The sequence below is a fragment of the Mycoplasma ovis str. Michigan genome, from assembly GCF_000508245.1.
Lineage (GTDB): Bacteria > Bacillota_I > Bacilli_A > Mycoplasmatales > Mycoplasmoidaceae > Eperythrozoon_A > Eperythrozoon_A ovis.
Window position 1 is genome coordinate 565,447 of sequence record NC_023062.1, and the last position, 20,390, is coordinate 585,836.

Here is a 20,390-nt window from a genome sequence, read left to right on the forward strand (position 1 = left end):
TTATTGGTCCTATGAATGGGGATGATTTAGGAGGCGAATTGATTGTTTGCCCCTCTAAAACTAACAACAGTGCTGACTTTGTTCTCTGGTGGCTAGGAAAATATGACATTAGCAAAAATGATGGTTCAGGGCAATATTACATTCCTGTAGATAAGATAGAGGTCAATGGAGATACTATTAGTTTCATTTTTACTGGTCAGACAACAAAAGATGGCGAAAAAACATTAACTTTAGATAGATGGGCAAAAAGTAATGTAAGAGATAAGGGAATTAGTAACTTAAATGGGCAAGTTTTAAAAGAAGTTTGTAAATTAGAAGGAGATAAATTAGATTGTTCTTCTAAAGGATATAAACAAGAGAAATTAACTAAATATTATTTTTATTTTTAGGCTAGATTAAATATTTCTTACAAAATTTTTTAAACCACTAAAAATAAAAAGGTTGACGATCAAGATTTTTGCTTGATATTTTCCGTTATCTCAAGATAAATTTTTACCTTCTACTTTACAAATATCTTCTAATGTTTTGCCATTTAATATAGAAAAGATTGGATTTCAATCATATAATTTCTTTTCTACCTCTTTTTCTTGATAGCCATTTTTAAAAGTAAAACTTACTTCATTTCCTATCTTGCTTACGCTTTTAACTGAAAAAAATATTGATGTTAACCATTTTCTTTTCAAATAAGTCTTTTAATCACCAAAGGAAAAAGAATAATTTTTGTGGTTGATCATCATCTTTAGAGCAAATTAGCAACTCTCCTATTTTCATTGGAACAATTCACTTGTAACAATATTTTGGATACCATTTCTTAACCGAAGTTCTAGTAACTTTCCCTCGGAAGGGGAGAGTCACTAGTGAGACAGTTGTTACTGTGCCTATCGAGGTACACAAAAGAACACAAAAATTTATTGGCGATAAGCGCAAGAGAATTTGTAAGTTGACAACATTTAATTTTTGGTAAGTTGCATCTCCAGAAACTTCTGGAGATGTTTCAAATTTTTGTAAGAGAAATAAGTATTAAATCCTTAATAATCCCTTTGAGACAAAAATTGATTTAAAATAAGTAAAAAAATATCATATTTTAGTTGTCTAACGAGGAGGCTATTTTAACAGTTCTTTAGATATTATGTCTATCTGAAAAAAGGGTTCTCTGGTACTTGCTGGTGTAGGTGGTTCAATTGGTGCACTTAAACCCTTGGTTTGAACTGCTTCTGATTCTTCTGGCTTAGATCAGCCAAATGTTTTGGGGTTTTATGACTCTAATAATGTATTGTCTTCAGGGAGAGGTCTTGAAGATGCAGGAGAACAAGTGTCAAATGTAGAAAATTTTAGTTCAAATGGCGAAACAACGCAAGACAGTTTAGGGGGGGGCGTTAAGTCAGAAGTTGAGCCTGCTGAATATGTTTGAGAGCCAACTTTCCAAGTTTCACAGGAAGAAATAGAAGCAGAAAGACTTAGAAAAGAAAGAGTTAAGGTTGAATCAAAAAGGGTTTTTGATAGCTTAAATGATTACACCTTCAGATTGTTTGGTCCTTTGCGGAATGGGTACAGGATGAATACTTGACTATGCAATTCCTGAAGGACAAGATAAATATCCTACAACTTGATATATTGCAACAAATTCTCATGTTATAGGTTCATTTAGATTCCCTAGAAATCATTATGATACTGTATTGCCAAGAGATGATGAACAAACTAGAAAATTAAAGTCCTCTAACATAAGGAGAGATTATTCTAATCTTTCTTTGGGAGGAGGACTTCCTTGTAGATTAGTAGATCAAGTTGGATATTTAGATATGAGTTTGGCACATGCAGAAACTGCTCAAAAAAATCAAGATAATTATGGTTTTGTTTACAGAAAGAAGATGTATGAACCTAGATTATTTTGAACAGCAATTAATTATCTAGAAAAGAGTGCTGAAAGTGGGGTGGATTATGATCACTTCAGCGATTTCTCTGTATTAGAACTAGAATTTACATCCGAACAAGCAGCTAGAGAAGCAACTAGAAATTTTGCAGATAAATACAAAGTTGGAACTAAAGGAGGAATAAATTTATTTGATAAGCCTTTGGAGGCAAAATATAGTAAGAGTGAATTATATGACATGAACGATAATTTTTATCTTCTAGCGTATGCTGGGGGCGCAAAAGATAGATGATCTTACACCACCAATCTAAATGAAGAAACTGGAATAGCCAGTCAACTTGCAGGAAATAGTTGAGATTGAATGTATGTGGACCAAGAAAAGAAGAGATATAGAGGTTTTGTTGAAGCGAAACAGGTGTTTAAACAAGGATTCGGATGGGGCGGAAAAACTTATAAAGAAGTAGGACACTTTTACAAACTTAAGTACAATCCTTTAAGACCAGGTTCTTCAGGTGGTGTATTTGTAGATAAAAATGGTTCAGCTATAGGATTGACTGGAGCAGTAGAAATAGGACCAAAAGCTGTATCTTCTTGAGTTACTCCACTTCGTTCTGAAGGAGTTACTGTTGAAGAATCGGGGGTTAAAACTCCTAAATATGATTTAATAGTTGGAGTGGAGGGACAAAAAAGTTCTTACAGACAACAAGTAGAAAAATTTAATAAAAAGACTTGGTTAAGTTCTAAAGGTTGAAAAAACTAGTTCCGAACAGAGAGATTTTTCTATTTTCAGGTATTAGTTAAGTAAGCTATTTTTTTCTCTATAGCCTCAAACCAATAGAGATCTCTGAAAAAAATAATTATTTACTACTTAACCATTCCCCTTCCCTCTAAAACTAATTTCTTCTATTAAGGATCACTTCCCCATTTACTAAGTAACCCACTTATTGTTTTTTTCTATCTCCCGATCCCCTCTAACAATTTTTTGGCAACTTGCAATTCAACTAAAGAACTTATATTATTTTCCATATTATCTAGCGAATCATCTTGTAGCTGGAAGCTCTGAGTAGCTCTTGGTCAACTCGTCCAAGATCTTTCTCTGGATATTCTTTGTCTTTCTTTTGCAATAGAACCAGAAATTTTATTTAGAGAAGAAATAGCTTTTTTAAATTCTTCTTTTCCTTCATAAAAATATTTATATGGATTGTCTTCTCATTTTCCTCAGTCATTTTTCCACATTTGAGTTTTAGGTCCTCTAGTCTTAGTAATTTTTATAACATCTCCCTTTCATCAAATTCTGTTCAAGGATGATTTGATTTTGTCTAAAGAAGGCCTTCTTTCTCGTGTTGGATTAGAAGTTTCTGGAGTCACAGTACCTTCTATTGTACGAATTTTCATTAAATCTCCAGAAAGTTTTTGCTTCTCGGTTAGCAACTCACTATGAAGTTCATACATTTTTTGTAGACTAATTCCATGTTCCTTTGAAATTGAAGGAGGAGGAGTTTTTACATTTTTATCATTTTTTCAACCATCAATTTGTTTCTTTACAGCTAAAAAATTATCTAAATGTTTTTTCTGTTCCTTTTCTCAACCACTTAAATGTTTTTTAATTGACATTTCATAATTTTCAGATAATTGTGTTTCTAATTCTGTTACTTGATTAGAAGTACTGATTTCACTAAGTACATCTTTAACGACAGATTGCGTCTTTTCCCCTTCTCCGCGAAGGTTGGTTAATGAGAAATCATCATTAGATTTGTCCAACTTCAATTGAACGTCGGGTAAATTAGTCAAATTCTTAGGTAAATCAAACTGATTTCCCTCATTAAAAATATCTTTTGTTTTTATATCTAATTTTTTAGATGAAGTTTTCCCACTCTCTTTATGCAAGTGATGTTCCCCCCCAATCGAACTCTTGTATGCGATTTAATAACCAATTATTATGGTTTAAGGCAGGAAACACAACACCATTCGCTCCCATAAACCCTAAACTACCTAATAATAACTTAGACTTAAACCCCATAATTTCTACAATTTACTAGTCGATTAATATTTTACGACTATTAGATTAATGCGGGGGGGGAATAACAATTGCACTTTATTCTTAAGATTTAAAGAAAAAAACTCAAGTTCCAGTTAAAGAATGAGTTACCACACATTGCAACAAATGAATAATGGAAAGGGAGATAGGGTAATTATTAGCTTGTCCTAAGAAGAAACAAAAATCCCTTATCCTCTCTTCTTCCTTTGGTGATTAAAAGATTATTGTCAAAAAACAAATGGTGGACATCAATATTTTTATCCTGTAGAAAAGATCAAAAAAAATGGAAATTACATCAACTTTACTTTTAAAGGTAATAGTAAAGGTCAAGAGGGAGACGAGAAATTACATATTGGATATCGATGAACAAATATTGATAAATTAAATGAAAAGCCTTTGGAATCTAGTTGCGATGTACAAGTAAAAGAGTTATCTTGCGTTAGTGGTCAATATACAGCAAAAATATTGATTATCAACCCTTTTACTTTTTAGTTAAGCTTTAACGCATTTAATAAATTACAGGATTAAACTCCCTTTAAGAAATTTGATTTTTTGTCAATTTTCTTTTCTTTAATTTTTCTCTTTTTCAAAGCTTGCGAAGCCATGAAGAAAAAAGAGTTCAAGAAATGGCCTTAAGAATATTTGAAGCGAAATTCATACAATCGAAAGCGAGGATTATTAACTTAAAAAACTATCTCTATTGTACCCAAATAATTTTTGTAAATCTTGTCTTGTTAATAACATTTTGAAGTCTATGAAGATAAAAGTATTGTGTAAATGCGACAATTAATATCAACAAGCCCTAGTATACTACTTCCATTCAACTGATATTTATTTGCTTAATACAAACTATTAATTATCTAATGACTTAATAGTTAGTGTTTCTTTATCGTTGAAATCTTATTGAAGTTAAAGTTCTATCCTAATCTTCTAACAAATAACTTTTCAATCTCTATTTTCTAAGCCAATAGTAGACTCTTGTCATTCCAATTTACACTGTTTTTCTGTGAAAACTTTATCACTAACTTGGGACTGAGAAATTATTCCTTGTCCGCCTATGATATCGTGAGTTAAATCAAATCTCTTAGTGCTAGAGTTATAGATATCTGACTTCGACAAAGTAACCACTAATTGACTTGGTGTGAACCTTAAATCTTTAATGGGTATGGGAATTGAAGATTGATTGTAATGGTATTCAAATTCTATGTCTTTGCTTTCTCTATGTAGTCTACAAACTTTTAACTTTGCAACATCTTGATTCATGCTTAATACTTCTTTACATAATTCTGGATAAAGATATCTTTCTCGTTGTTTTTCCGCAGGAGTTGTAGGAATAGAGTAAGATGATTCGGTGTCCAATCTACCTGATTCTCCTTTCGTATTATCAGGAAGAGTTTCCGGAACTAGACTGCTTCCTTGTGAAGTTTCATGAGAAGTAACTGATTCAGAATTGTAAGAATTAATCGATATAGCCGAGGGAACGACGGAAGCTACAGTCGCCACGCCGCCCAAAAACAAAGCTTTATGGAACATCAAACTAAAAGAAAGTTCTAATTAAAGCTTGCTTGACAACTAACTCTTCAATCTTTTAGTCCTTCTTTTGACTCCTCTATTAGACATTGTTTTTCATTAAAAGGTTTTCCATCAGCTGCTGAAGTGAATACACCTTGCCCAATTATCATTTCTGGAGTCAAATCAAATCTTATATGTTTAAGACCTGAATCATCTTCTTCACTTAAATAAATTACTAACTCTCTAGGAGTAAATTTCAAACTTTCAACGGGAGTAGGCATGGAATACTGACTAGAGTAGTATTCAAATTCTACTGCAGAGCTACCTGCACTTTCTCTACACGCCCTTATTCAAGAATCACCTTTAGTTGATCTCAAAATTTCTCTACATAAAGTTGGATTATTATGTCTGTCCTGCAACTTATTTGCCAAAGATAAAGATTTTTTAGAAATATCTTCTGGAAAAGGATTAAAATTTCTCTGTTCATCTAAAACCTTTTCTTCGTATAGTAAGTCAGAACCTCAAGAAAACATATTAAGAACAGGAATCGCTATCGTGGCGCTAATGACTGAAACCGGCAAGATAGAAATTCTAAGTAGAGAAATCATAACTAAGTATTAACTAAAAATATTTCAATCCCTCGGGAGGGATTGCAATTAATTTAGGTTATTTGACAGCTAATTGTTCAATTTATGGAACTAATTGCTAAATTTCCTACAGCCTTACAATGCTTATCTGTGAATTGTTTACCCCCGACAGAGGAGAGGGGAATAATTCCTTTTCCGGATATTATGTCATCAGATAAAGTCATTCTTCTATTAGTCATTCCATAATTATCAGGTCTAGTAAAATTTACCACAAAATCTTTATAGGTATACTGTAAATTTGCCACTCTTATAGGCATTATACCTATTTGATCAGTATGGTACATGAATTCTACTCCTTCTTTACCTAAAAAATCCCTACATACCTCAACTTTGGTTTTGTCTGAAGTTGAGGATAATACATCTTTGCATAATGAGGGATTATCTACTCTGTTCTTATATTTTTGAGCTTCAGATAAGTTGTTCTGAGTTGAAGGTGGGAAGTGATTTAGTTTTTGCATATCTTCTGATTTTCCAGAAAGCAAGTTGCTACTTTTAGCAGAAGAATCAGAATCGTCTGATGTCCGATACTCCCCTCCCCTCGATTCATTTTTTGTTTCGACAGATTTTCCTAAAGAGGTTTGAGTAAGCAACGTCGCAGGAATTGCAGAACTAAAGGCAACAGAGCTCCCTAAAAGAACTCCCTTTAGAGTTAAAAACATAATCTGAATGTTTTAAGGTATGGAATTAATCCTTAAATTTTATAGATTTTTCTTCTAACCTAAGTATTTATTTTCTATCTCCTTTTTATAGTAGATTTGAAATTTGTCTAACAAGTTATTTTTCAGTTAAGATCCCCTTGTCCATTGGAAGAAACGGTACATTTTTCTTTTTCGATTAATCGTTCAGAATCTGTGTTCGGCTTTTCAATCTTTACATCACCACTACCTGCCAAAACTTCTGAATAAGGATTTCAATATAACATATCTTGGGGTTCCTTTTCATCCAAAAGGAACTTAAGTTGTCCTTGAGAAGTAATTGAAATTTGTTTAACATTCGCTGGCTGAGAATCTTCTCAATTTTTAAACCATTTAAATGTAACCTCAGGTTTTAATGGTTCCTTTATTTCTGACAAGCAGACTATTAATTGAGGTTTTTCTTGTTCTTGTTTCTCTGTTTTTCCTGAAACTGCTTTGCAATTGCCAACTTTCTCAATTTTCGATTCAGTGGGCAAAGAATTAGAACCACTTACAGTATGGGAGACTACAGGTATTACAACAGAAGTTCCAACTACCGCACCCAGTGTAGGTATCACAATTTTTAGAGGAAAAATCATAACAACTTAATTTTCCACTAATTAACTTATTTGCAACTAACTTTCCAATCCTTACCTTTTTCCTGAACTAGACAATTAGAGCCACCAAATTTATGCTTTTGTTGTGGTTGGGGTTTTACAAAAGTAACTTCGGAATTTTCTAAAAATACTTCCTCACTAGGGGCAAATAACTCCTCTTTACCATCTTTATCTTCTTCAAGTTGAACTTGCACCGAACCAAATCAAGTAGAAGTTAATCATTTAACTGCCACAGGACTTTTATCTTTATTACTTTTAAATCACTTAAATATGACTTGTTTTTTGTTAGACTCTTTTTCCTCTAAGCAAACAACTAAAATTCCAACACTATTGTTTTTTGAACTATCTTCTTTCGACTTAACCTCCTTGCAATTTCCCAATCTTTGGATCTTTTTATTGATTGGATTATGTAAAGAATTATCACTTTTAAAAGATAAAGGAATTAAAGTAGCGGCTCCTCCTATTGCAGGAATAACTAATAATTTAAGACTTAGAGACATAACAATTATCTAAATTTATAAATTTTTTATCTTATTAATTATTGCTTGCTGGAGAAAAATTTTATTAATTGATGTTTCAGGGCCTCTAACTAGATTTCTAAATTAAATCACTTGTTTGGGTTAATGAGAAAGGTGCAATTTTCTAACAAATCACCCTAGAACAAGTAGATATATTTTGAAAAGAAATTAGAATCTTTAAAAAAATCTAAGTTATTCTTATGTCTCTTTCTTTTTCCTTAATAAGTAAGTACTTACTATCTTCATCCGTAGTTACAGGAACTGTTCTAGGAGTTATTAGTTCAAGAACGTCTTCTGATAGCACAGATCAGAGTCGTCAGGGGAAGACTACAATCAGTGAACAAATAAATAATCCCGAGAACATTGGGAATCAACAAGGAACTCTTTCAAATGAATATGAATCTACAGAGCCAATGACTAAGAGTAAAGAAAAAATGGAACATGAGGGTCAAATATTAATGGATACAGAAAAGAGTGGAGATGGCGCTTCACCGACACAGACTGATCCTAATGTTTCAGAGGAGGAACAACAAGAACAAATAGAGGGACTATCTCCAAGCACTGCATTGGAAACAATTAAACAAGGACCAGAGCAAGTTCCAGAAGTAATAAATAATATAGGGGGTGATACAACCCCCAAACCTTTAGATATCGCAGAAGCGGAAAAAGAAGATTCTTCTACCCGAGAGCAAAAAACAAATACAGATAAGAGTAATTGAATTTCTTTCAAAACAGGAAGTTCTGAAATAATCGAGAGATATGAGTTTTCAGATACAAAATGTTCCAGAGCTTAAGAAGATGGGCAAATGTCATTTAATTGCACTTGTCCTTTCACAAGCCAAACTATTAGTTTCTCCTTCTCTTCATCTTCTGTCCCTGAATTGGAGGGAAAGAAGTGAGAAAATTTGCAAGATATAACCATTACTCCTTGATCAGAGAGTTCTGCTTCCATAGGATTTGTATTTATTGACCAAAAGGATAAAGAAGTAGATATCTTAATTAATAACTTTGGTGAGTAATTTCAACTTTCATAAGTTACAACTAAGTCGAAAAATAGGTTTTAAAAGAATAAGTTATTTCAAGAGTTTGGGAAATAAAGTTAAATTATTCAATTAGAAATACAATCTATGAAATAGATTAGATTTACTTTATGATTTTTTCTTCTCCTTTAGGAGTAGGGGGTGGAGCAACAAGTGTTCTTTTGGGAACGTTGAGTTCTCACAGACTTACAGAAGTTACATCTAAAGTAGAAACTTCTTCAAGCAGTGAGTCCGGAAAACTAGACACTAACCAACTGACTCAAGAAGATCAAAATAGTGATGGTTCTTCTTCCGTTATCACACCGAATGTGACTTCAGGAGAACGAAGAGATGTTGCTTAAGAAAATTCAACGGAAAAAACAATTGTTGATAATAACGATAATGAACAAGTAAAAAGAGAGGAAAGTGACACACAACAAGAAATTGAACCGAGCGTCAAAACAGAAGAACTAGGTTCGGAACAAGTTCAATCAAAATCTCCAGAACCTTCGAAGGGGGTTACTAGAGAAGAAGAGGCCTTAACTCAAGTTCCTCAACTTCCAGAAGTTCAAGTTGATGAAAAAGATAATGAGTCTGCTCTAGAAAAAGTAACACCTTTAAAGAAGAAAAATTAAGTTAAAATCTCATCCCCAAAAGGTTCTGAAGCCTCTGAAGAATATGAATGACCTGCTTATGAGTGCGAGAAAAGTGAAGGAGAAGAAGGACAAATTACGTTTAAGTGTCCTTGAACTTTTGTGGAATCAACAGTTGTTAGTTTTTCACTCAATCCTTCTGAATTTCCTAAATTAATTGACAAGAAGTGAGAGGATTTGGAGGAATTATCCCTTACTCCAAGATTAGATGATGTTTTTACTTTAGGTTTGGTATTTAAAAATCAAAAAGTAGCGGGTGAAATAGAAATTTCAATGAATGGTCTTGACTCCTAATTTTTAAATTAAATTAGTAAAAAATAAGTTTCACAAGACAAATTAGTTTAGGTTAGGTCTATGTCCTTTTCTTCTCTTCTGATTGGCAAATATTTACTTTTTGCTTTAGGCGCAGGAACTAGAACTGTGGGAATTTTTTTGGGAAAGAAGGAATCGGACAAAACTCCAAATAATGTTGTGTAAGTGGCGGATATGCAAGAAGTTGGGAAAGAGTCTTTGAGAGAACAAAGTTCATCTAATGTTGTAGGGCAACAATTAAATGATGAGTTAAAAGTAGTTGTTGAAGGTAAGGAACCTGAAAATGCAGATAAAGATTTAGCGCAACCTTACCAACAAATGGAGGAGTTGGGTGTTAAGGAGGACGACGAAAAGACCCAAGAACTAGAATTACAAACTGTAACTCCAGTCATAGATAAATTAAAAACCATTTCAGACATACATGAACCAAAAGTAGAACAAACACCTCAAAATTCAGAAGACGGTTTTATTGAAACACCTAAAGTTTCTGATGTGGCAGTTAAGCCAGAAAATTTCATGGATGAGTCTCAACCCTCTACAAAAGCAATAGCTTCTCGTTGAAGTTTATTTACTATGGAATCAAAAGATTATTATGGTTTAGAACAGTTTGAACTGTCACCTAGAGAGTGTGAAAGAAGTATAGAGGGAGATAAAGTTACTTTCTTTTGTTCCCGCAATCCCTCTATCTTAGATGCAAATATCAGTTTTTCTTTTTCTACAACTGAAGTTTCTAGCTTAAGGGAGAAAGATTGAAATCTTCTAGAAGATATATCAATTTATTCCGGAGAAAAAAATGTTATTTTGGGATTGATATTTGGCGATCAAGAAAGAGGAGAGATCAAAATTCCCCTTAATCTTCCTGAGGAATATTTACGATCAATGAATTAATTAAAGGGAATTGGCTTTTTGCTTTCCCTCTCTTATGTAACTAATCTATAACTAACTGAAATGGTAAAAATTAAAATGTTTAAACTTCAAAGATAATTTCATTGCCTGCATTAAAGTTATTTGCCATTCCTGTAGTTGGCGGTACAGCGCTTTATCCTTTTACATTATTAATTTCCTCATCCACCCCCAATAAATCAATTCCAGCATTAAAGGCAAGCCAACTTCAAGAAGAGGGAGATATTAAAAACGTTTTACTATCTTCCAATGAAATTAACCCAACGTTAAAAGCTGACTCAAAAGAAAAATCTTTAGAAATTCCTAATAAACCAATGAGTAATGAAGTTCTAAAGTCAAAATCTCTTCCAGAGAAGACAACTGTAATACAAGAACACAAGCAATCAACCAAAAAACAAAGTCAAGAATTATCTGATGAGGCTATTGAAAAACTTAAAAAAGAAACTCACTTGCATGAATGATTGGATAATATTAATCCTTTAATAAGACACAAACAAAGCTTCACTTTTATTTCTAGATGAAATACTCACTATTTCAAGTTAGTTCAATGGAATAAAGATTGTCAATGCTTTGTGGAATTGGATTCAGAATATGGAATCTGATCTAATAATTCAGGATTATTTGCTATTGGTAAAACATGAGAACAACCGCAAAAACATTTGGTTTCTCTAGAAACAAATCCAAAATGTACCAACTTTAATGGTTTTTGATATCAAGATTGGAATACATGATGGAGACTTAAATCTTGGTTAAAGACTTTTGACAACGATAAAGATGGTAATAGAGCATTAGCCAGTTGTGATAAAGATCCAGTAGTATTCTTAGGAGTAAATACATATTTCCCTATATTTGTGAAATCAAAAAGTTCTGGAAATATAACTACAGATGGTCCAATGAATTTCTTTTATAACCATCTAGAGAAAAAATTTGAAGCTGCAAGGGGAAGAAAGGAAGTACCTAAACATTTCTCCAAAATAAGTAGTTATCATGATTACAAGAAACTTTGAAATATGTAGGGAAAAAAATAATCGTAAATAAGTAGTAATTAGATAGTTAAGTTTTTATCCTTTATTTCAGCGTAAGTAATTGGATGATCCTTATTCTCGCTATTAATTTCATCTAAAATTTTTCCTTAATTAATTCGCAACCAATTCAGGAGAAAACTACCTAATAGAAAATAGAAGTGATTAAAAAATTTATGTATCCAATCAACCAGTATATACGTCAAAATAATCAACCCTAAAATATTTGTACCCAGAACTACATTCCAATATATTTCCTCCTTTTATTTGACAGTCAGTACTAAGAGTTTTATCGACTAGCTTATCCAAATTTTTAGTCTTTCCATATTGTTTTTCTCACTTGTCTAAACAAATTGTTCTTTCCTTCGATGTGTCAGGTAATCTTAAAGGTTCCTGAAGCTTAACTGTCATAGATTTGTCCGCCTCTACTTTTGTTATCTTTTCAATTTTTAATCAACCGTTGTAATCTTTATCTCCTTCTTTTAATCATCAAAGATAAAAAATTGGAGAATTATCATCTTTTTTCGGACAAACCGCTATTTCAGCCCTTGTTTCTCTATCGATAATTCACTTATAACAAGAGTGTTTTGTTATAGCCCTTGCTACTCTTGGGAAGTGTTTTTTTACTTTTCAGGAGGTGGTAGATATTGCTGAGGTAGAACCTGCAATTATTAAAGAAAATATAGGAATTAAAACACTATGTTTGAATCCAACCATTTATATAAAACACTTATAAATGATCTATAAATTGGAAACACCAACTTACAATCTAGTAAGTTAGTGAAAAGTCTAGTCTTGTTCGAAATTTAGTTTTTTATTTCAATTGTTATTTAATTTGCAATAATGTTTTAAGATTCTCCCTAATTTACATTTTCTAAACTATTCAGTTGTCTTAAAAAGTGAAATAAGCAAATAACTAGACTGAGTAAAAAATACTAAAAGAAAAAGTATTTAATAAATTCTTTTGTTCTAAAAAATCTCTACAAATATTACTTAAAAGCTCCTCTTCGAGCCATTTCAGGAAAATCATATGGACTAATTTTTGTTAAATCCCTACTTACCAAAGAGCTTCCTGCTTTGTTCTCTACTTTTGATGTTTTAATTGTTACTGAGGAATTTCAAGATGGAACAGCACTTTCATAGTTATTTGCAGCTATAGAAACACCTCCAATTCCCAATACTATCATAGGTAAAAAATACTTAACGTGCAACAAACTGGAATTAAAAGCCTTAATTAACTGGTTTTAATTTAATTTCTGGAAAAAACTTACTATTTCACTTAAGTAAATTTCCAATTCCGTCCACAATTCCTCTTTCAGTTATATTCAAGTCTTTATTTCTTCCGTATAAAACAGATTCAACCTTTCCTATTTCAAAGACATGTCCAATGTCTTTTCTATCTGTTTTTGTTTTAACTTCTATTTCTCTTCCGCCATTGGAAGACTCTTTAAAGAAAGTAACTGTTTCTGGAAAGAATATTTCAATACCCCTACAATTGGTTTGAAATTTTGTTTGTTGAAATTTAGGACTCTTAGTGTCAACAAGGCTAATGATTCTCAAATTGCCTAATTCTGTTTTTGAAGGATGTCTTAAATAGCCGACCATTTGGCTAGATAAATTGTTATTTAAATGTGTTTTTCATTGTTCAGTTCTTCCTGAACAATAATAATCTGGATCTTCATCTTTTATAAGATCACTTTTTCCTTGATTTCAAACTTCATTATTTACCTTAATTGCTTTGTCCAAATCTTTATCTTCTTGGAAATGTCTCTTACCTCTAAATAAAACTATTCCTTTTTCTCCAGAAACAATCAAGAATGTCTTATCTTCTGGGTCTAAATTTACTTCTGTTTTAGTTGTATATCCTATTCTGGCTGGACCTCTTCATCCAAAAGAAGAATTAGACGTATCAATTTTGTAAGTCCCTTTGGACTTAAAAAAGATTCCCTCTCCTTCTTGCGACCCCAATTTAACTCATTCTTTTGATTCTGACCCTTCAACTTGTAGCACCATGTATTTATCTAAACCAAAAAAATAAGGAAAGACAGATGTACCTCAGGAAACAGAACTACTAACACCAACTAAAAGAGGCAAAAAACCTCTTGATAGGATCATAATTCTTGATTTTAATTCATGTCTTTAACTGGATTCAGTTAAAAACTTTTATTGTTCTCTACTAAGCTATTTAAACCCTTGTAAAAACAAAATTATTAATAGCTTCTTTGTTTCAAGAACAATCAATTAATTAAGGATATGTAATTTATCTAAAAGAAATAAATTAATGTTCTTTCTGGGGGGGGCGCTTGTTAAGGGAAAAATTGCATATTTATGTATATCACTATTAGGACTTTCTACTGGAGTAGGCCTAGTAAGTGCTGAGGCTAGGCAGAATTTAGTTTCACAAGCTTTAGGAAAACTTGGTGGGTGAGTTGCGAAGATATTTAACTATTATGGTGCTTCATCATCTCCGCCCGTTCCCTCTGAACCTGTAGATCCCATTCCAAGACTAACGCAAGCTTGAGGTAAAGTGTCTGATGTAGCAACAAATATTATTGGAATTGTGCCCATGAGTTATCAATGGATTAAGACAGAGGGAAATTCTAAGTTTTTAATGAATTTTTTTAAAAACTTTTGAAATTACAGTTTTCTGGAAAACTTAGTTTTTAATTTTCACTTGACTTTAAAAGCATGACTAGGACTATTAGTAGACTACGAAGCTTTATCCAAATTCCCTGATGCCTTTAAAACATTTAAAGTTCTTGCTCAGGCTCTTTCTAAAGATGAACAGCAAGACGGAAAAGAAATCATTAACTGACTTTATATAAGACTTGCAATTAACCCTAGAAGAATGATTACTATCCTAAAGAGAGGGCAAAAAGATGGTAGAAAACAAAAAATAGAAAAAGAAGAACATCTTAAATGTAACGGTGCAAAGAAGGAGAAAAAACCTAAAAAAGCAAAGGGTGACAATTTACCTCTAGGAATTTGCTTTATTGAAAAAGATAAAAACAAATTAATACAAGAAATGACTGATTTCTTGAAAGAAGGAAAAATTCCTGAACAATCTAAAAAAGAAGAGTAATGAATTAAATTTTTTCAATATTAAATAGTTACTACTAAAGCTTTAGGGTAACGCTTCCAAAAAAGCACTTATAAGTTAGTAGTTAACTTGTTTTCTACTACTTTGTATTTTTTATGAAAAAACGACTAAGGGTAAATTTTTAGAAGTTACAAAATTAGAAACTAAGTTAAACCCTAAATTATTTCTTTAACGTGGTAATCAACTTTTCAGCAAGTATGTTTTTCAAAAAGATACTGAAACTTCTGTAAGATTATCTCAAATAATAAGGCTGTGACTAAATTAACTCTTAAAGTTTTATTGGGCATTGGTGGGGCAAGTGTTGCTTGCGCCACTTCATTGGGAATTTTTTATGGACTAAAAAATAATTCTGGAGTTATTGTTCAAAGTGATTCTTCTATTAGTCCCTCAATAGTTGGCACTACTAAAACTGCAGAAGAAGCACTTCATTCTTTTAAGCAACAGATAACAAAGTGTAAAAATGAGGATGATTTAGAAATGGAAATTCCAAGTAATGGGGATATAAGCCCAGAAGATATATCGAAACTAAAAGTAAGCATTGCTCAAGATGGTAAATGTGATTTAGATGTTGAAGGAGAAGAGGGGGATGATGAGTACCTTGAGGAGGAACAACAAAAATAGTTTTATAAATGATTGCTTCTAAATTAGGTTTATTTCTCGTTGGAGGAGGATTGATAGGAACTTCCGTTACAGGAATTTATTTAGCAAACAAAAATAGCGCTCCCGCTATTGCTCTACAAGAACAAAGAGATCATACATAGTAATAGTACTAAATTAACTAGTATTGTTTGTACAAATGAAGATGGTGTATTAGAAGAATTAGGAATTGTTGAGGGAGCAAATATTGATGATTCCTTGAAACAACTAATTAATGAAGAGCTTAAGAAAGATAAAGATAAGTGTTTAACTTCTCAAGATCACTCCTTTAATTACTATTAGATAACTTCTCACTGTCTCTTCCCTTCTTTCTTAAAAAAGGAATAACCAATAAATACCGTAAAGGCTAATAACAGGGAAATTGATCCAAAACACATAGACCAAGCCTTCACTCCCTTTTTCATAGTATAGAGTTGAGTAGTTAAGGTAGTCACTCTACCCTTAACTAAATTAGTAATTATGAAATCATCCATTGAAAGGATGATTAGAACTAAACAACAAAAAGCTATAGTTCCCTTAATTTGAGGTAGAACTATTTTGAATAAAGTCTCTAATTCTCCGCAATTTAGGTCTTTACCGGCAAACAATAATTTTTTATTTAACTTTTCTAATCTAGGATAGATAAGAATAATTCCATACGGAACTAAAAAAGCTATATGTGACAACACTATAGTTGGGTAACCAAAATTATATCCTAGAGGAAGAAATATGGCAATAAACAATAGCATGAATGATAGTCCTTGTATTAATTCTGGGGAAGATATAGAGAGATTAGATAACTTGAAAACTATGGACTTATATCTTCCTCCTCTTTTTCACAGTGAAAATGCAGTAAGTAAAGCAATTCACAGAGAAGGACATAATGCACTAATAGCTATTGAAAAAGAATTTCATAAACTTCCTCAAAAAAAATCATTTTTTGCTCCAAAAGAAAAGAAAGTAAAGTAATTGTCAAAAGACCAGTTTTTACCAAAGTTTCAAAGATTAGTTGAAACTTCTCCTTTATCGCCAGGTTTTACAAAAGAAAGAAAAATGATAACTATTCAAGGTAAGTAGATAACAAAAAGAAATAGAATAGTAAATCATTTTTTAGATCTTTGTATTCACTTAAAACTATCTAAAGAGAAAAAGCTAAGAGAATAAAGCAATTTATTAAATAGGATTCAATGCAATTAATTGAAGACTTTTTTGCCTTATATTCTCTCTCTTAGCTCTAAAGTAAAGTTGATTTTTAATTTTTTTGTATTGAAAACTCAATAGTTTATATAAAGAGACTCAAAAGACAATAAAGAAAACAGACATAGTAAACAACAAACTAACTAAGAAGGCTATAAATGGTCTTGCTCCTTCTGCTCAAAAATTAGAAGAAAGACTAGAAATAACTTCTCCAATCATTCTTGTTCCTACATCATGATTTAGAAATTCAGAAATAAAAGTAGTAAATAATGATGGAAGGAAAAATAATATAGATGAGCTAAAAAAAGTGGTTTTAGATCAAGGTAATAGCAAAAAGATAATCTCTCCTCAAGAAGTTTGTCCTAAATCTCTAATAGCTCTTCTCTGTGCCTGAGGGATAGAGAAAAAAGTATTGATAAAGTTATAGGTTATTAATGGAAGAGCGAGATATACCAATCCAAATATTGTGTAGTGTATTCCAAAAGTACTATTTGAACTTCCATTAAAAAAATCAAAACAACTCTTAAGCCCTATAAGCTTTATGAAATAGTTTGTTACTAAAGGTAAACAAAGAAGGAGAAGTAATCTTTTTCTTCATGTGCTTCCAAATGAAGTTCAGATTAAAAAAGCAAGTATAAAGCTGAGTATTAATGTAATTACTAGTGCAATAACTGATGCAATAGTACTAATACCAAGAGAAATAAAAATATTAGAAGTAAATCTAGAAGCTTGTAGAGCTGATGGGTCTTTTAGGCTATGGAAAAATAATAAAACTGCAGGTAAAACAAAAGTTAAAAGTGTAAAGACTATGAATGGGATGAATAATGGTTCAATTCGTTTAATCCTAAGGTAGACTCAGTTAACTATTAATCTCATTCTTGATTCTCATTTATCTTCATTAAGTGAACATCTTCAGTATCTCAAAGGAGATCTATCTCCTCTCCCTTTTTGACTTGATTAAAGCTTTCTACAAGAAGAATAGTTTCGCAGAATTGACACTGTAACTCTCATAATTGACCTTTATATATAGTGTCAATCACCTTAACTGAAATAAATCCTTTTCCTACTGGTAGAACATCATAGTCCTCTGGCCTAATCATCACTTTGACTCTTTCATTCTTTCTAAATCCAGTAATGTTATTGATTTTGAAAATAGAACCATTAACTTCTACTTCCTCAGGTGAAAGATATATTCCCTCAAAAATATTGGATTTACCTATAAACTTAGCAACTCATTCGTTGCTAGGAGTGTCATAAACATCTGAAGGTGTTCCCAATTGTTCTATTTTCCCCTTTCTCAATACAACTATCTTGTTAGAAAGTATTAATGCTTCTTTTTGATCGTGAGTGATCAATAAGAAAGTCAAATTAAGTCTTTGATGTAACTTCTTTAGTTCTATTTGCATTTTTTCCCTCATATCCTTATCAATAGCTGATAAAGGTTCATCTAATAGAACTATTTGTGGTTCCATAATAAGAGCTCTTGCGAGAGCTACTTTTTGCTTGGTACCTCCTGACAAAGTATTTATGGAGGATTGTTCATATCCATCTAACCCAACTAAGGAAATAAGCTTATTAACTTTATCTGCTATTTCAGCGGGACTAAAAGCCCTTGCTAAATATCTGTAACTAAGCTCTTTTTCTTTTAGAATGGGGAAATATTCTCATCAAGATTTTCAATATTCTAAATCTATGAGTTTAGCCTTGATAGTTCCTAGATAAAAAAGCATTCATGCTTGAATTAATCAATTAGTTTTTTTAGGACTTCCTTGATTTTTAATTAGATCTATCTTGTTAACCAACTTTCTAAGTTGGTTATTGTATTTGTCAGTTTCTCTAGAAAGTTTTGCAAGTTTTGCAAGACTCTTGTTTTTAGCTCTTTGCAAGAGCTTTTCCATCCTATTTTTATTGCTTTCTGGAGGGTTATCCAATATTTTCTTTTGTTTTTTGAGACCAAAGGCAATATTCTCAAAAACATTGAGATGAGGAAACAAAGCATAATCCTGAAATACTGTTGCTGTAGGTCTTTGATTTGGAGGAATATCTTTTATATCTATTCCTGAAAATAAGATCTTTCCCTTATCAGGCTTTATAAAGCCTGCAATTAAGTTAAGAATTGTTGTTTTTCCCGAGCCTGATGGTCCAATGATAGTAACAAAAGACCCTTTTTCAATATTTAGACTGAAATTGTGAAGAATTGGCTTTCCTTTTGAGTCGTACTTTTTTGAAACAGAAGAAAGTTGAAAAAGAGAAACTTCCTTCTGCATGGGGGAAGCTACAAAAACATAATTTTATGTGGGGGGGGAGTTAAAAACCTCATTCAAGAGGATTTTTAATGAACTACAATCTCATGTTTTAGTTTCAATTCATCAGGACTTTTAGTTCCATTTGAAGACTCAGGAGCTGTTTGAAGTTCAGCTTGTAGCTCAGTCTGTAGCCCCCTTAAACTGTCTTGATAAGTTTGCAAATCTTTTTGAAAGAGATTTGTTTCTTTTGCAGCTTGATCTAATCTGCTTTGAGTCTTTCTGTCATATTCATTAAATCTAGAAATTTGGGCATTCATTCTCTTAAGATCTTCTTGCTTTAGAGTAATATCTTTCAGATATTTCTCTAATTTGTCATTTATTTTCTCTAAATATTTAATTAATTGCTTTGTTAGAGTCTTGTAAAGCAAAGTTTGATTATCTAAAAGATAGGCAATTCTATCTTGTATTCTGAAAGCAGTTACAAAATCCTCAGGAGTATGAGTATCTTGTAACTTAGTTAATAATCGAAAATACTTTGAGTGTGTGTCAGCTAACTTATTAATAGTTTCTGGATCTGCAAGAGGGAAGTCTTTTAAGCTGTAAGTATTTAAATTTCTCTCATCCTCTTTATAACTTGCCTCTTGTTCTTCTAGTAATCTTTGGTGCTCTTCATCCTCTAGGTCTTTAGCTAAATCCCTTCCTAGAGGATGTTTGTCAGGAAATAGTTGATCTCCTTCAGGATGATCTTCAGAAGAAAAAGATTTAAGAATTGAATCTTTATCTTCTTCTACTTGTTCATCCGAAGACTTACTTTTATTTAGATTATTTCTCTTGCTAATGAAATAAGCTTGTTTAACTCTTTGGGTTGGAAATTTAATTACACCATTGATTAACGGAGATCTGTGGGTTTTATGTTCTGAAAAACTTTGGATTTGTTTACTTGTTAAGAAGTTATAATCTCCTTTACTGTAATTTACTCCTCAAACAACTAAATTTTCAAATCTATAATCCCTCTCTGTAAAGGCATCTGTTCTAAGTCGTTCCTCCATTACCACCATATTTCTTTTTTCCTATGTCATCATGATTTTGCTCTAATACTAGAGTGTAGAGGTCTTGTATCATTAAACACTCTTTCTCAAAAGAGTCTAGAAAAACTAAATGTAAAAGATTTACATTTATCAAACAATACTGACTCTTCAAATTTAGGATAATCTCCTGATCAATTAAAAGGATCGCTATTCAATATGAAAAAATAACTATACAGTTTTTTAAAAAACTTTCACTTTATCTTAAATGGACTATTGACATCATCTGTAGATTCATCTCTAAATCCAACTAAATCTGATTTAGTTTCAGAATCTTCTACCTCAGTTAAAACAACTTCCTCTGAAGTTGTTGAATCATCTTCAACTTTTTCCACTTCTTC

The 20,390-nt window shown here is 31.9% G+C and carries 32 protein-coding genes; 16 read left to right on the forward strand and 16 right to left on the reverse strand.

The window, feature by feature from the left end:
• The first annotated feature begins 11 nt into the window (after positions 1–11).
• Positions 12–389 (forward strand): hypothetical protein, encoded by a 378-nt coding sequence (locus tag MR07_RS03225; protein WP_024071470.1) that lies wholly within the window; start codon positions 12–14, stop codon positions 387–389.
• Between the two features lie 6 nt (positions 390–395).
• Here MR07_RS03225 and MR07_RS03230 read toward each other — a convergent pair whose 3' ends face one another.
• Together MR07_RS03230 and MR07_RS04445 are read right to left on the reverse strand one after the other, a co-directional pair.
• Positions 396–683: a hypothetical protein gene (locus tag MR07_RS03230; RefSeq protein WP_024071471.1), complete on the reverse strand. Its 288-nt coding sequence runs from the start codon at positions 681–683 to the stop codon at positions 396–398.
• Positions 643–894, reverse strand: a complete 252-nt coding sequence (locus MR07_RS04445; RefSeq protein WP_158432937.1) for a hypothetical protein — start codon at positions 892–894, stop codon at positions 643–645. The genes MR07_RS03230 and MR07_RS04445 overlap by 41 nt, the downstream gene beginning before the upstream one ends.
• A gap of 235 nt (positions 895–1,129) precedes the next feature.
• Between MR07_RS04445 and MR07_RS03235 the strand changes: the two genes are divergently transcribed.
• Complete coding sequence (locus tag MR07_RS03235; protein WP_024071472.1) at positions 1,130–1,594, forward strand: hypothetical protein; 465 nt, start codon at positions 1,130–1,132, stop codon at positions 1,592–1,594.
• Positions 1,545–2,630 carry an MIP family Ig-specific serine endopeptidase gene (locus MR07_RS03240; protein ID WP_024071473.1) on the forward strand — a complete coding sequence of 362 codons (1,086 nt, stop codon included), beginning with the start codon at positions 1,545–1,547 and terminating at the stop codon, positions 2,628–2,630. Before MR07_RS03235 ends, MR07_RS03240 begins: the two co-directional genes overlap by 50 nt.
• Positions 2,631–2,824: 194 nt before the next feature.
• On the opposite strand, the gene MR07_RS03245 is transcribed toward MR07_RS03240, so the two are convergent.
• The 7 genes from MR07_RS03245 to MR07_RS03270 form a co-directional block, all read right to left on the reverse strand.
• A complete protein-coding gene (locus MR07_RS03245) occupies positions 2,825–3,757 on the reverse strand; it encodes a hypothetical protein (RefSeq protein ID WP_024071474.1) in 933 nt (310 codons plus the stop codon).
• Positions 3,750–3,890, reverse strand: coding sequence for a hypothetical protein (locus MR07_RS04450; RefSeq protein WP_158432939.1), 141 nt, complete (start codon positions 3,888–3,890; stop codon positions 3,750–3,752). Before MR07_RS04450 ends, MR07_RS03245 begins: the two co-directional genes overlap by 8 nt.
• Before the next feature lie 948 nt (positions 3,891–4,838).
• Positions 4,839–5,441, reverse strand: a complete 603-nt coding sequence (locus tag MR07_RS03250; protein WP_024071475.1) for a hypothetical protein — start codon at positions 5,439–5,441, stop codon at positions 4,839–4,841.
• A 17-nt stretch (positions 5,442–5,458) separates the two neighbouring features.
• On the reverse strand, positions 5,459–6,028 hold the full coding sequence (locus MR07_RS03255) for a hypothetical protein (protein WP_024071476.1): 570 nt from the start codon (positions 6,026–6,028) through the stop codon (positions 5,459–5,461).
• Between the two features lie 53 nt (positions 6,029–6,081).
• On the reverse strand, positions 6,082–6,726 hold the full coding sequence (locus tag MR07_RS03260) for a hypothetical protein (protein ID WP_024071477.1): 645 nt from the start codon (positions 6,724–6,726) through the stop codon (positions 6,082–6,084).
• 107 nt (positions 6,727–6,833) lie between these two features.
• Positions 6,834–7,319, reverse strand: coding sequence for a hypothetical protein (locus MR07_RS03265; RefSeq protein WP_024071478.1), 486 nt, complete (start codon positions 7,317–7,319; stop codon positions 6,834–6,836).
• Positions 7,320–7,366: 47 nt separating this feature from the next.
• The gene (locus MR07_RS03270) at positions 7,367–7,858 is read right to left on the reverse strand and encodes a hypothetical protein (RefSeq protein WP_024071479.1); all 492 of its coding nucleotides are present in this window, start codon (positions 7,856–7,858) and stop codon (positions 7,367–7,369) included.
• A 218-nt stretch (positions 7,859–8,076) separates the two neighbouring features.
• Between MR07_RS03270 and MR07_RS03275 the strand changes: the two genes are divergently transcribed.
• From MR07_RS03275 to MR07_RS03300, 7 genes are all read left to right on the forward strand, one after another.
• Complete coding sequence (locus MR07_RS03275; RefSeq protein ID WP_024071480.1) at positions 8,077–8,670, forward strand: hypothetical protein; 594 nt, start codon at positions 8,077–8,079, stop codon at positions 8,668–8,670.
• A 12-nt stretch (positions 8,671–8,682) separates the two neighbouring features.
• On the forward strand, positions 8,683–8,895 hold the full coding sequence (locus MR07_RS03280; RefSeq protein ID WP_043901212.1) for a hypothetical protein: 213 nt from the start codon (positions 8,683–8,685) through the stop codon (positions 8,893–8,895).
• Positions 8,896–9,026: 131 nt separating this feature from the next.
• The gene (locus tag MR07_RS03285; protein WP_024071482.1) at positions 9,027–9,257 is read left to right on the forward strand and encodes a hypothetical protein; all 231 of its coding nucleotides are present in this window, start codon (positions 9,027–9,029) and stop codon (positions 9,255–9,257) included.
• Between the two features lie 393 nt (positions 9,258–9,650).
• On the forward strand, positions 9,651–9,842 hold the full coding sequence (locus MR07_RS03290; protein WP_024071483.1) for a hypothetical protein: 192 nt from the start codon (positions 9,651–9,653) through the stop codon (positions 9,840–9,842).
• 60 nt (positions 9,843–9,902) lie between these two features.
• The gene (locus tag MR07_RS04675; RefSeq protein WP_024071484.1) at positions 9,903–10,025 is read left to right on the forward strand and encodes a hypothetical protein; all 123 of its coding nucleotides are present in this window, start codon (positions 9,903–9,905) and stop codon (positions 10,023–10,025) included.
• Positions 10,026–10,034: 9 nt separating this feature from the next.
• The gene (locus tag MR07_RS03295; protein ID WP_144079578.1) at positions 10,035–10,748 is read left to right on the forward strand and encodes a hypothetical protein; all 714 of its coding nucleotides are present in this window, start codon (positions 10,035–10,037) and stop codon (positions 10,746–10,748) included.
• A gap of 101 nt (positions 10,749–10,849) precedes the next feature.
• Positions 10,850–11,779 carry a hypothetical protein gene (locus tag MR07_RS03300; protein ID WP_024071486.1) on the forward strand — a complete coding sequence of 310 codons (930 nt, stop codon included), beginning with the start codon at positions 10,850–10,852 and terminating at the stop codon, positions 11,777–11,779.
• Between the two features lie 180 nt (positions 11,780–11,959).
• Here MR07_RS03300 and MR07_RS03305 read toward each other — a convergent pair whose 3' ends face one another.
• The 3 genes from MR07_RS03305 to MR07_RS03315 form a co-directional block, all read right to left on the reverse strand.
• A complete protein-coding gene (locus tag MR07_RS03305) occupies positions 11,960–12,502 on the reverse strand; it encodes a hypothetical protein (RefSeq protein ID WP_024071487.1) in 543 nt (180 codons plus the stop codon).
• Between the two features lie 272 nt (positions 12,503–12,774).
• The gene (locus MR07_RS03310) at positions 12,775–12,999 is read right to left on the reverse strand and encodes a hypothetical protein (protein WP_144079579.1); all 225 of its coding nucleotides are present in this window, start codon (positions 12,997–12,999) and stop codon (positions 12,775–12,777) included.
• Between the two features lie 16 nt (positions 13,000–13,015).
• Positions 13,016–13,900 carry a hypothetical protein gene (locus MR07_RS03315; protein WP_024071489.1) on the reverse strand — a complete coding sequence of 295 codons (885 nt, stop codon included), beginning with the start codon at positions 13,898–13,900 and terminating at the stop codon, positions 13,016–13,018.
• 166 nt (positions 13,901–14,066) lie between these two features.
• On the opposite strand from MR07_RS03315, the gene MR07_RS03320 reads away from it, so the two are divergent.
• The 4 genes from MR07_RS03320 to MR07_RS03330 all read left to right on the forward strand — a co-directional run bounded on the left by MR07_RS03320 (position 14,067) and on the right by MR07_RS03330 (position 15,824).
• A complete protein-coding gene (locus MR07_RS03320) occupies positions 14,067–14,867 on the forward strand; it encodes a hypothetical protein (RefSeq protein WP_024071490.1) in 801 nt (266 codons plus the stop codon).
• A gap of 270 nt (positions 14,868–15,137) precedes the next feature.
• Positions 15,138–15,506, forward strand: coding sequence for a hypothetical protein (locus MR07_RS03325; protein ID WP_024071491.1), 369 nt, complete (start codon positions 15,138–15,140; stop codon positions 15,504–15,506).
• A gap of 8 nt (positions 15,507–15,514) precedes the next feature.
• The gene (locus tag MR07_RS04680; RefSeq protein ID WP_024071492.1) at positions 15,515–15,646 is read left to right on the forward strand and encodes a hypothetical protein; all 132 of its coding nucleotides are present in this window, start codon (positions 15,515–15,517) and stop codon (positions 15,644–15,646) included.
• A complete protein-coding gene (locus MR07_RS03330) occupies positions 15,615–15,824 on the forward strand; it encodes a hypothetical protein (protein ID WP_024071493.1) in 210 nt (69 codons plus the stop codon). The genes MR07_RS04680 and MR07_RS03330 overlap by 32 nt, the downstream gene beginning before the upstream one ends.
• On the opposite strand, the gene MR07_RS03335 is transcribed toward MR07_RS03330, so the two are convergent.
• The gene (locus tag MR07_RS03335; protein ID WP_024071494.1) at positions 15,821–16,690 is read right to left on the reverse strand and encodes an ABC transporter permease; all 870 of its coding nucleotides are present in this window, start codon (positions 16,688–16,690) and stop codon (positions 15,821–15,823) included. The two genes, MR07_RS03330 and MR07_RS03335, sit on opposite strands and share 4 nt — an antisense overlap.
• Positions 16,691–16,782: 92 nt before the next feature.
• On the opposite strand from MR07_RS03335, the gene MR07_RS04455 reads away from it, so the two are divergent.
• Both MR07_RS04455 and MR07_RS04460 read left to right on the forward strand, forming a co-directional pair.
• Positions 16,783–17,145 carry a hypothetical protein gene (locus tag MR07_RS04455; RefSeq protein ID WP_024071495.1) on the forward strand — a complete coding sequence of 121 codons (363 nt, stop codon included), beginning with the start codon at positions 16,783–16,785 and terminating at the stop codon, positions 17,143–17,145.
• A gap of 171 nt (positions 17,146–17,316) precedes the next feature.
• Positions 17,317–17,571, forward strand: coding sequence for a hypothetical protein (locus tag MR07_RS04460; RefSeq protein ID WP_024071496.1), 255 nt, complete (start codon positions 17,317–17,319; stop codon positions 17,569–17,571).
• A gap of 13 nt (positions 17,572–17,584) precedes the next feature.
• On the opposite strand, the gene MR07_RS03350 is transcribed toward MR07_RS04460, so the two are convergent.
• From MR07_RS03350 to MR07_RS03360, 3 genes are all read right to left on the reverse strand, one after another.
• Positions 17,585–18,985: an ABC transporter ATP-binding protein gene (locus MR07_RS03350; protein ID WP_024071497.1), complete on the reverse strand. Its 1,401-nt coding sequence runs from the start codon at positions 18,983–18,985 to the stop codon at positions 17,585–17,587.
• A gap of 65 nt (positions 18,986–19,050) precedes the next feature.
• The gene (locus MR07_RS03355) at positions 19,051–20,013 is read right to left on the reverse strand and encodes a hypothetical protein (RefSeq protein ID WP_075047546.1); all 963 of its coding nucleotides are present in this window, start codon (positions 20,011–20,013) and stop codon (positions 19,051–19,053) included.
• A complete protein-coding gene (locus MR07_RS03360) occupies positions 20,013–20,384 on the reverse strand; it encodes a hypothetical protein (protein WP_235062720.1) in 372 nt (123 codons plus the stop codon). Before MR07_RS03360 ends, MR07_RS03355 begins: the two co-directional genes overlap by 1 nt.
• Positions 20,385–20,390: the final 6 nt, after the last annotated feature.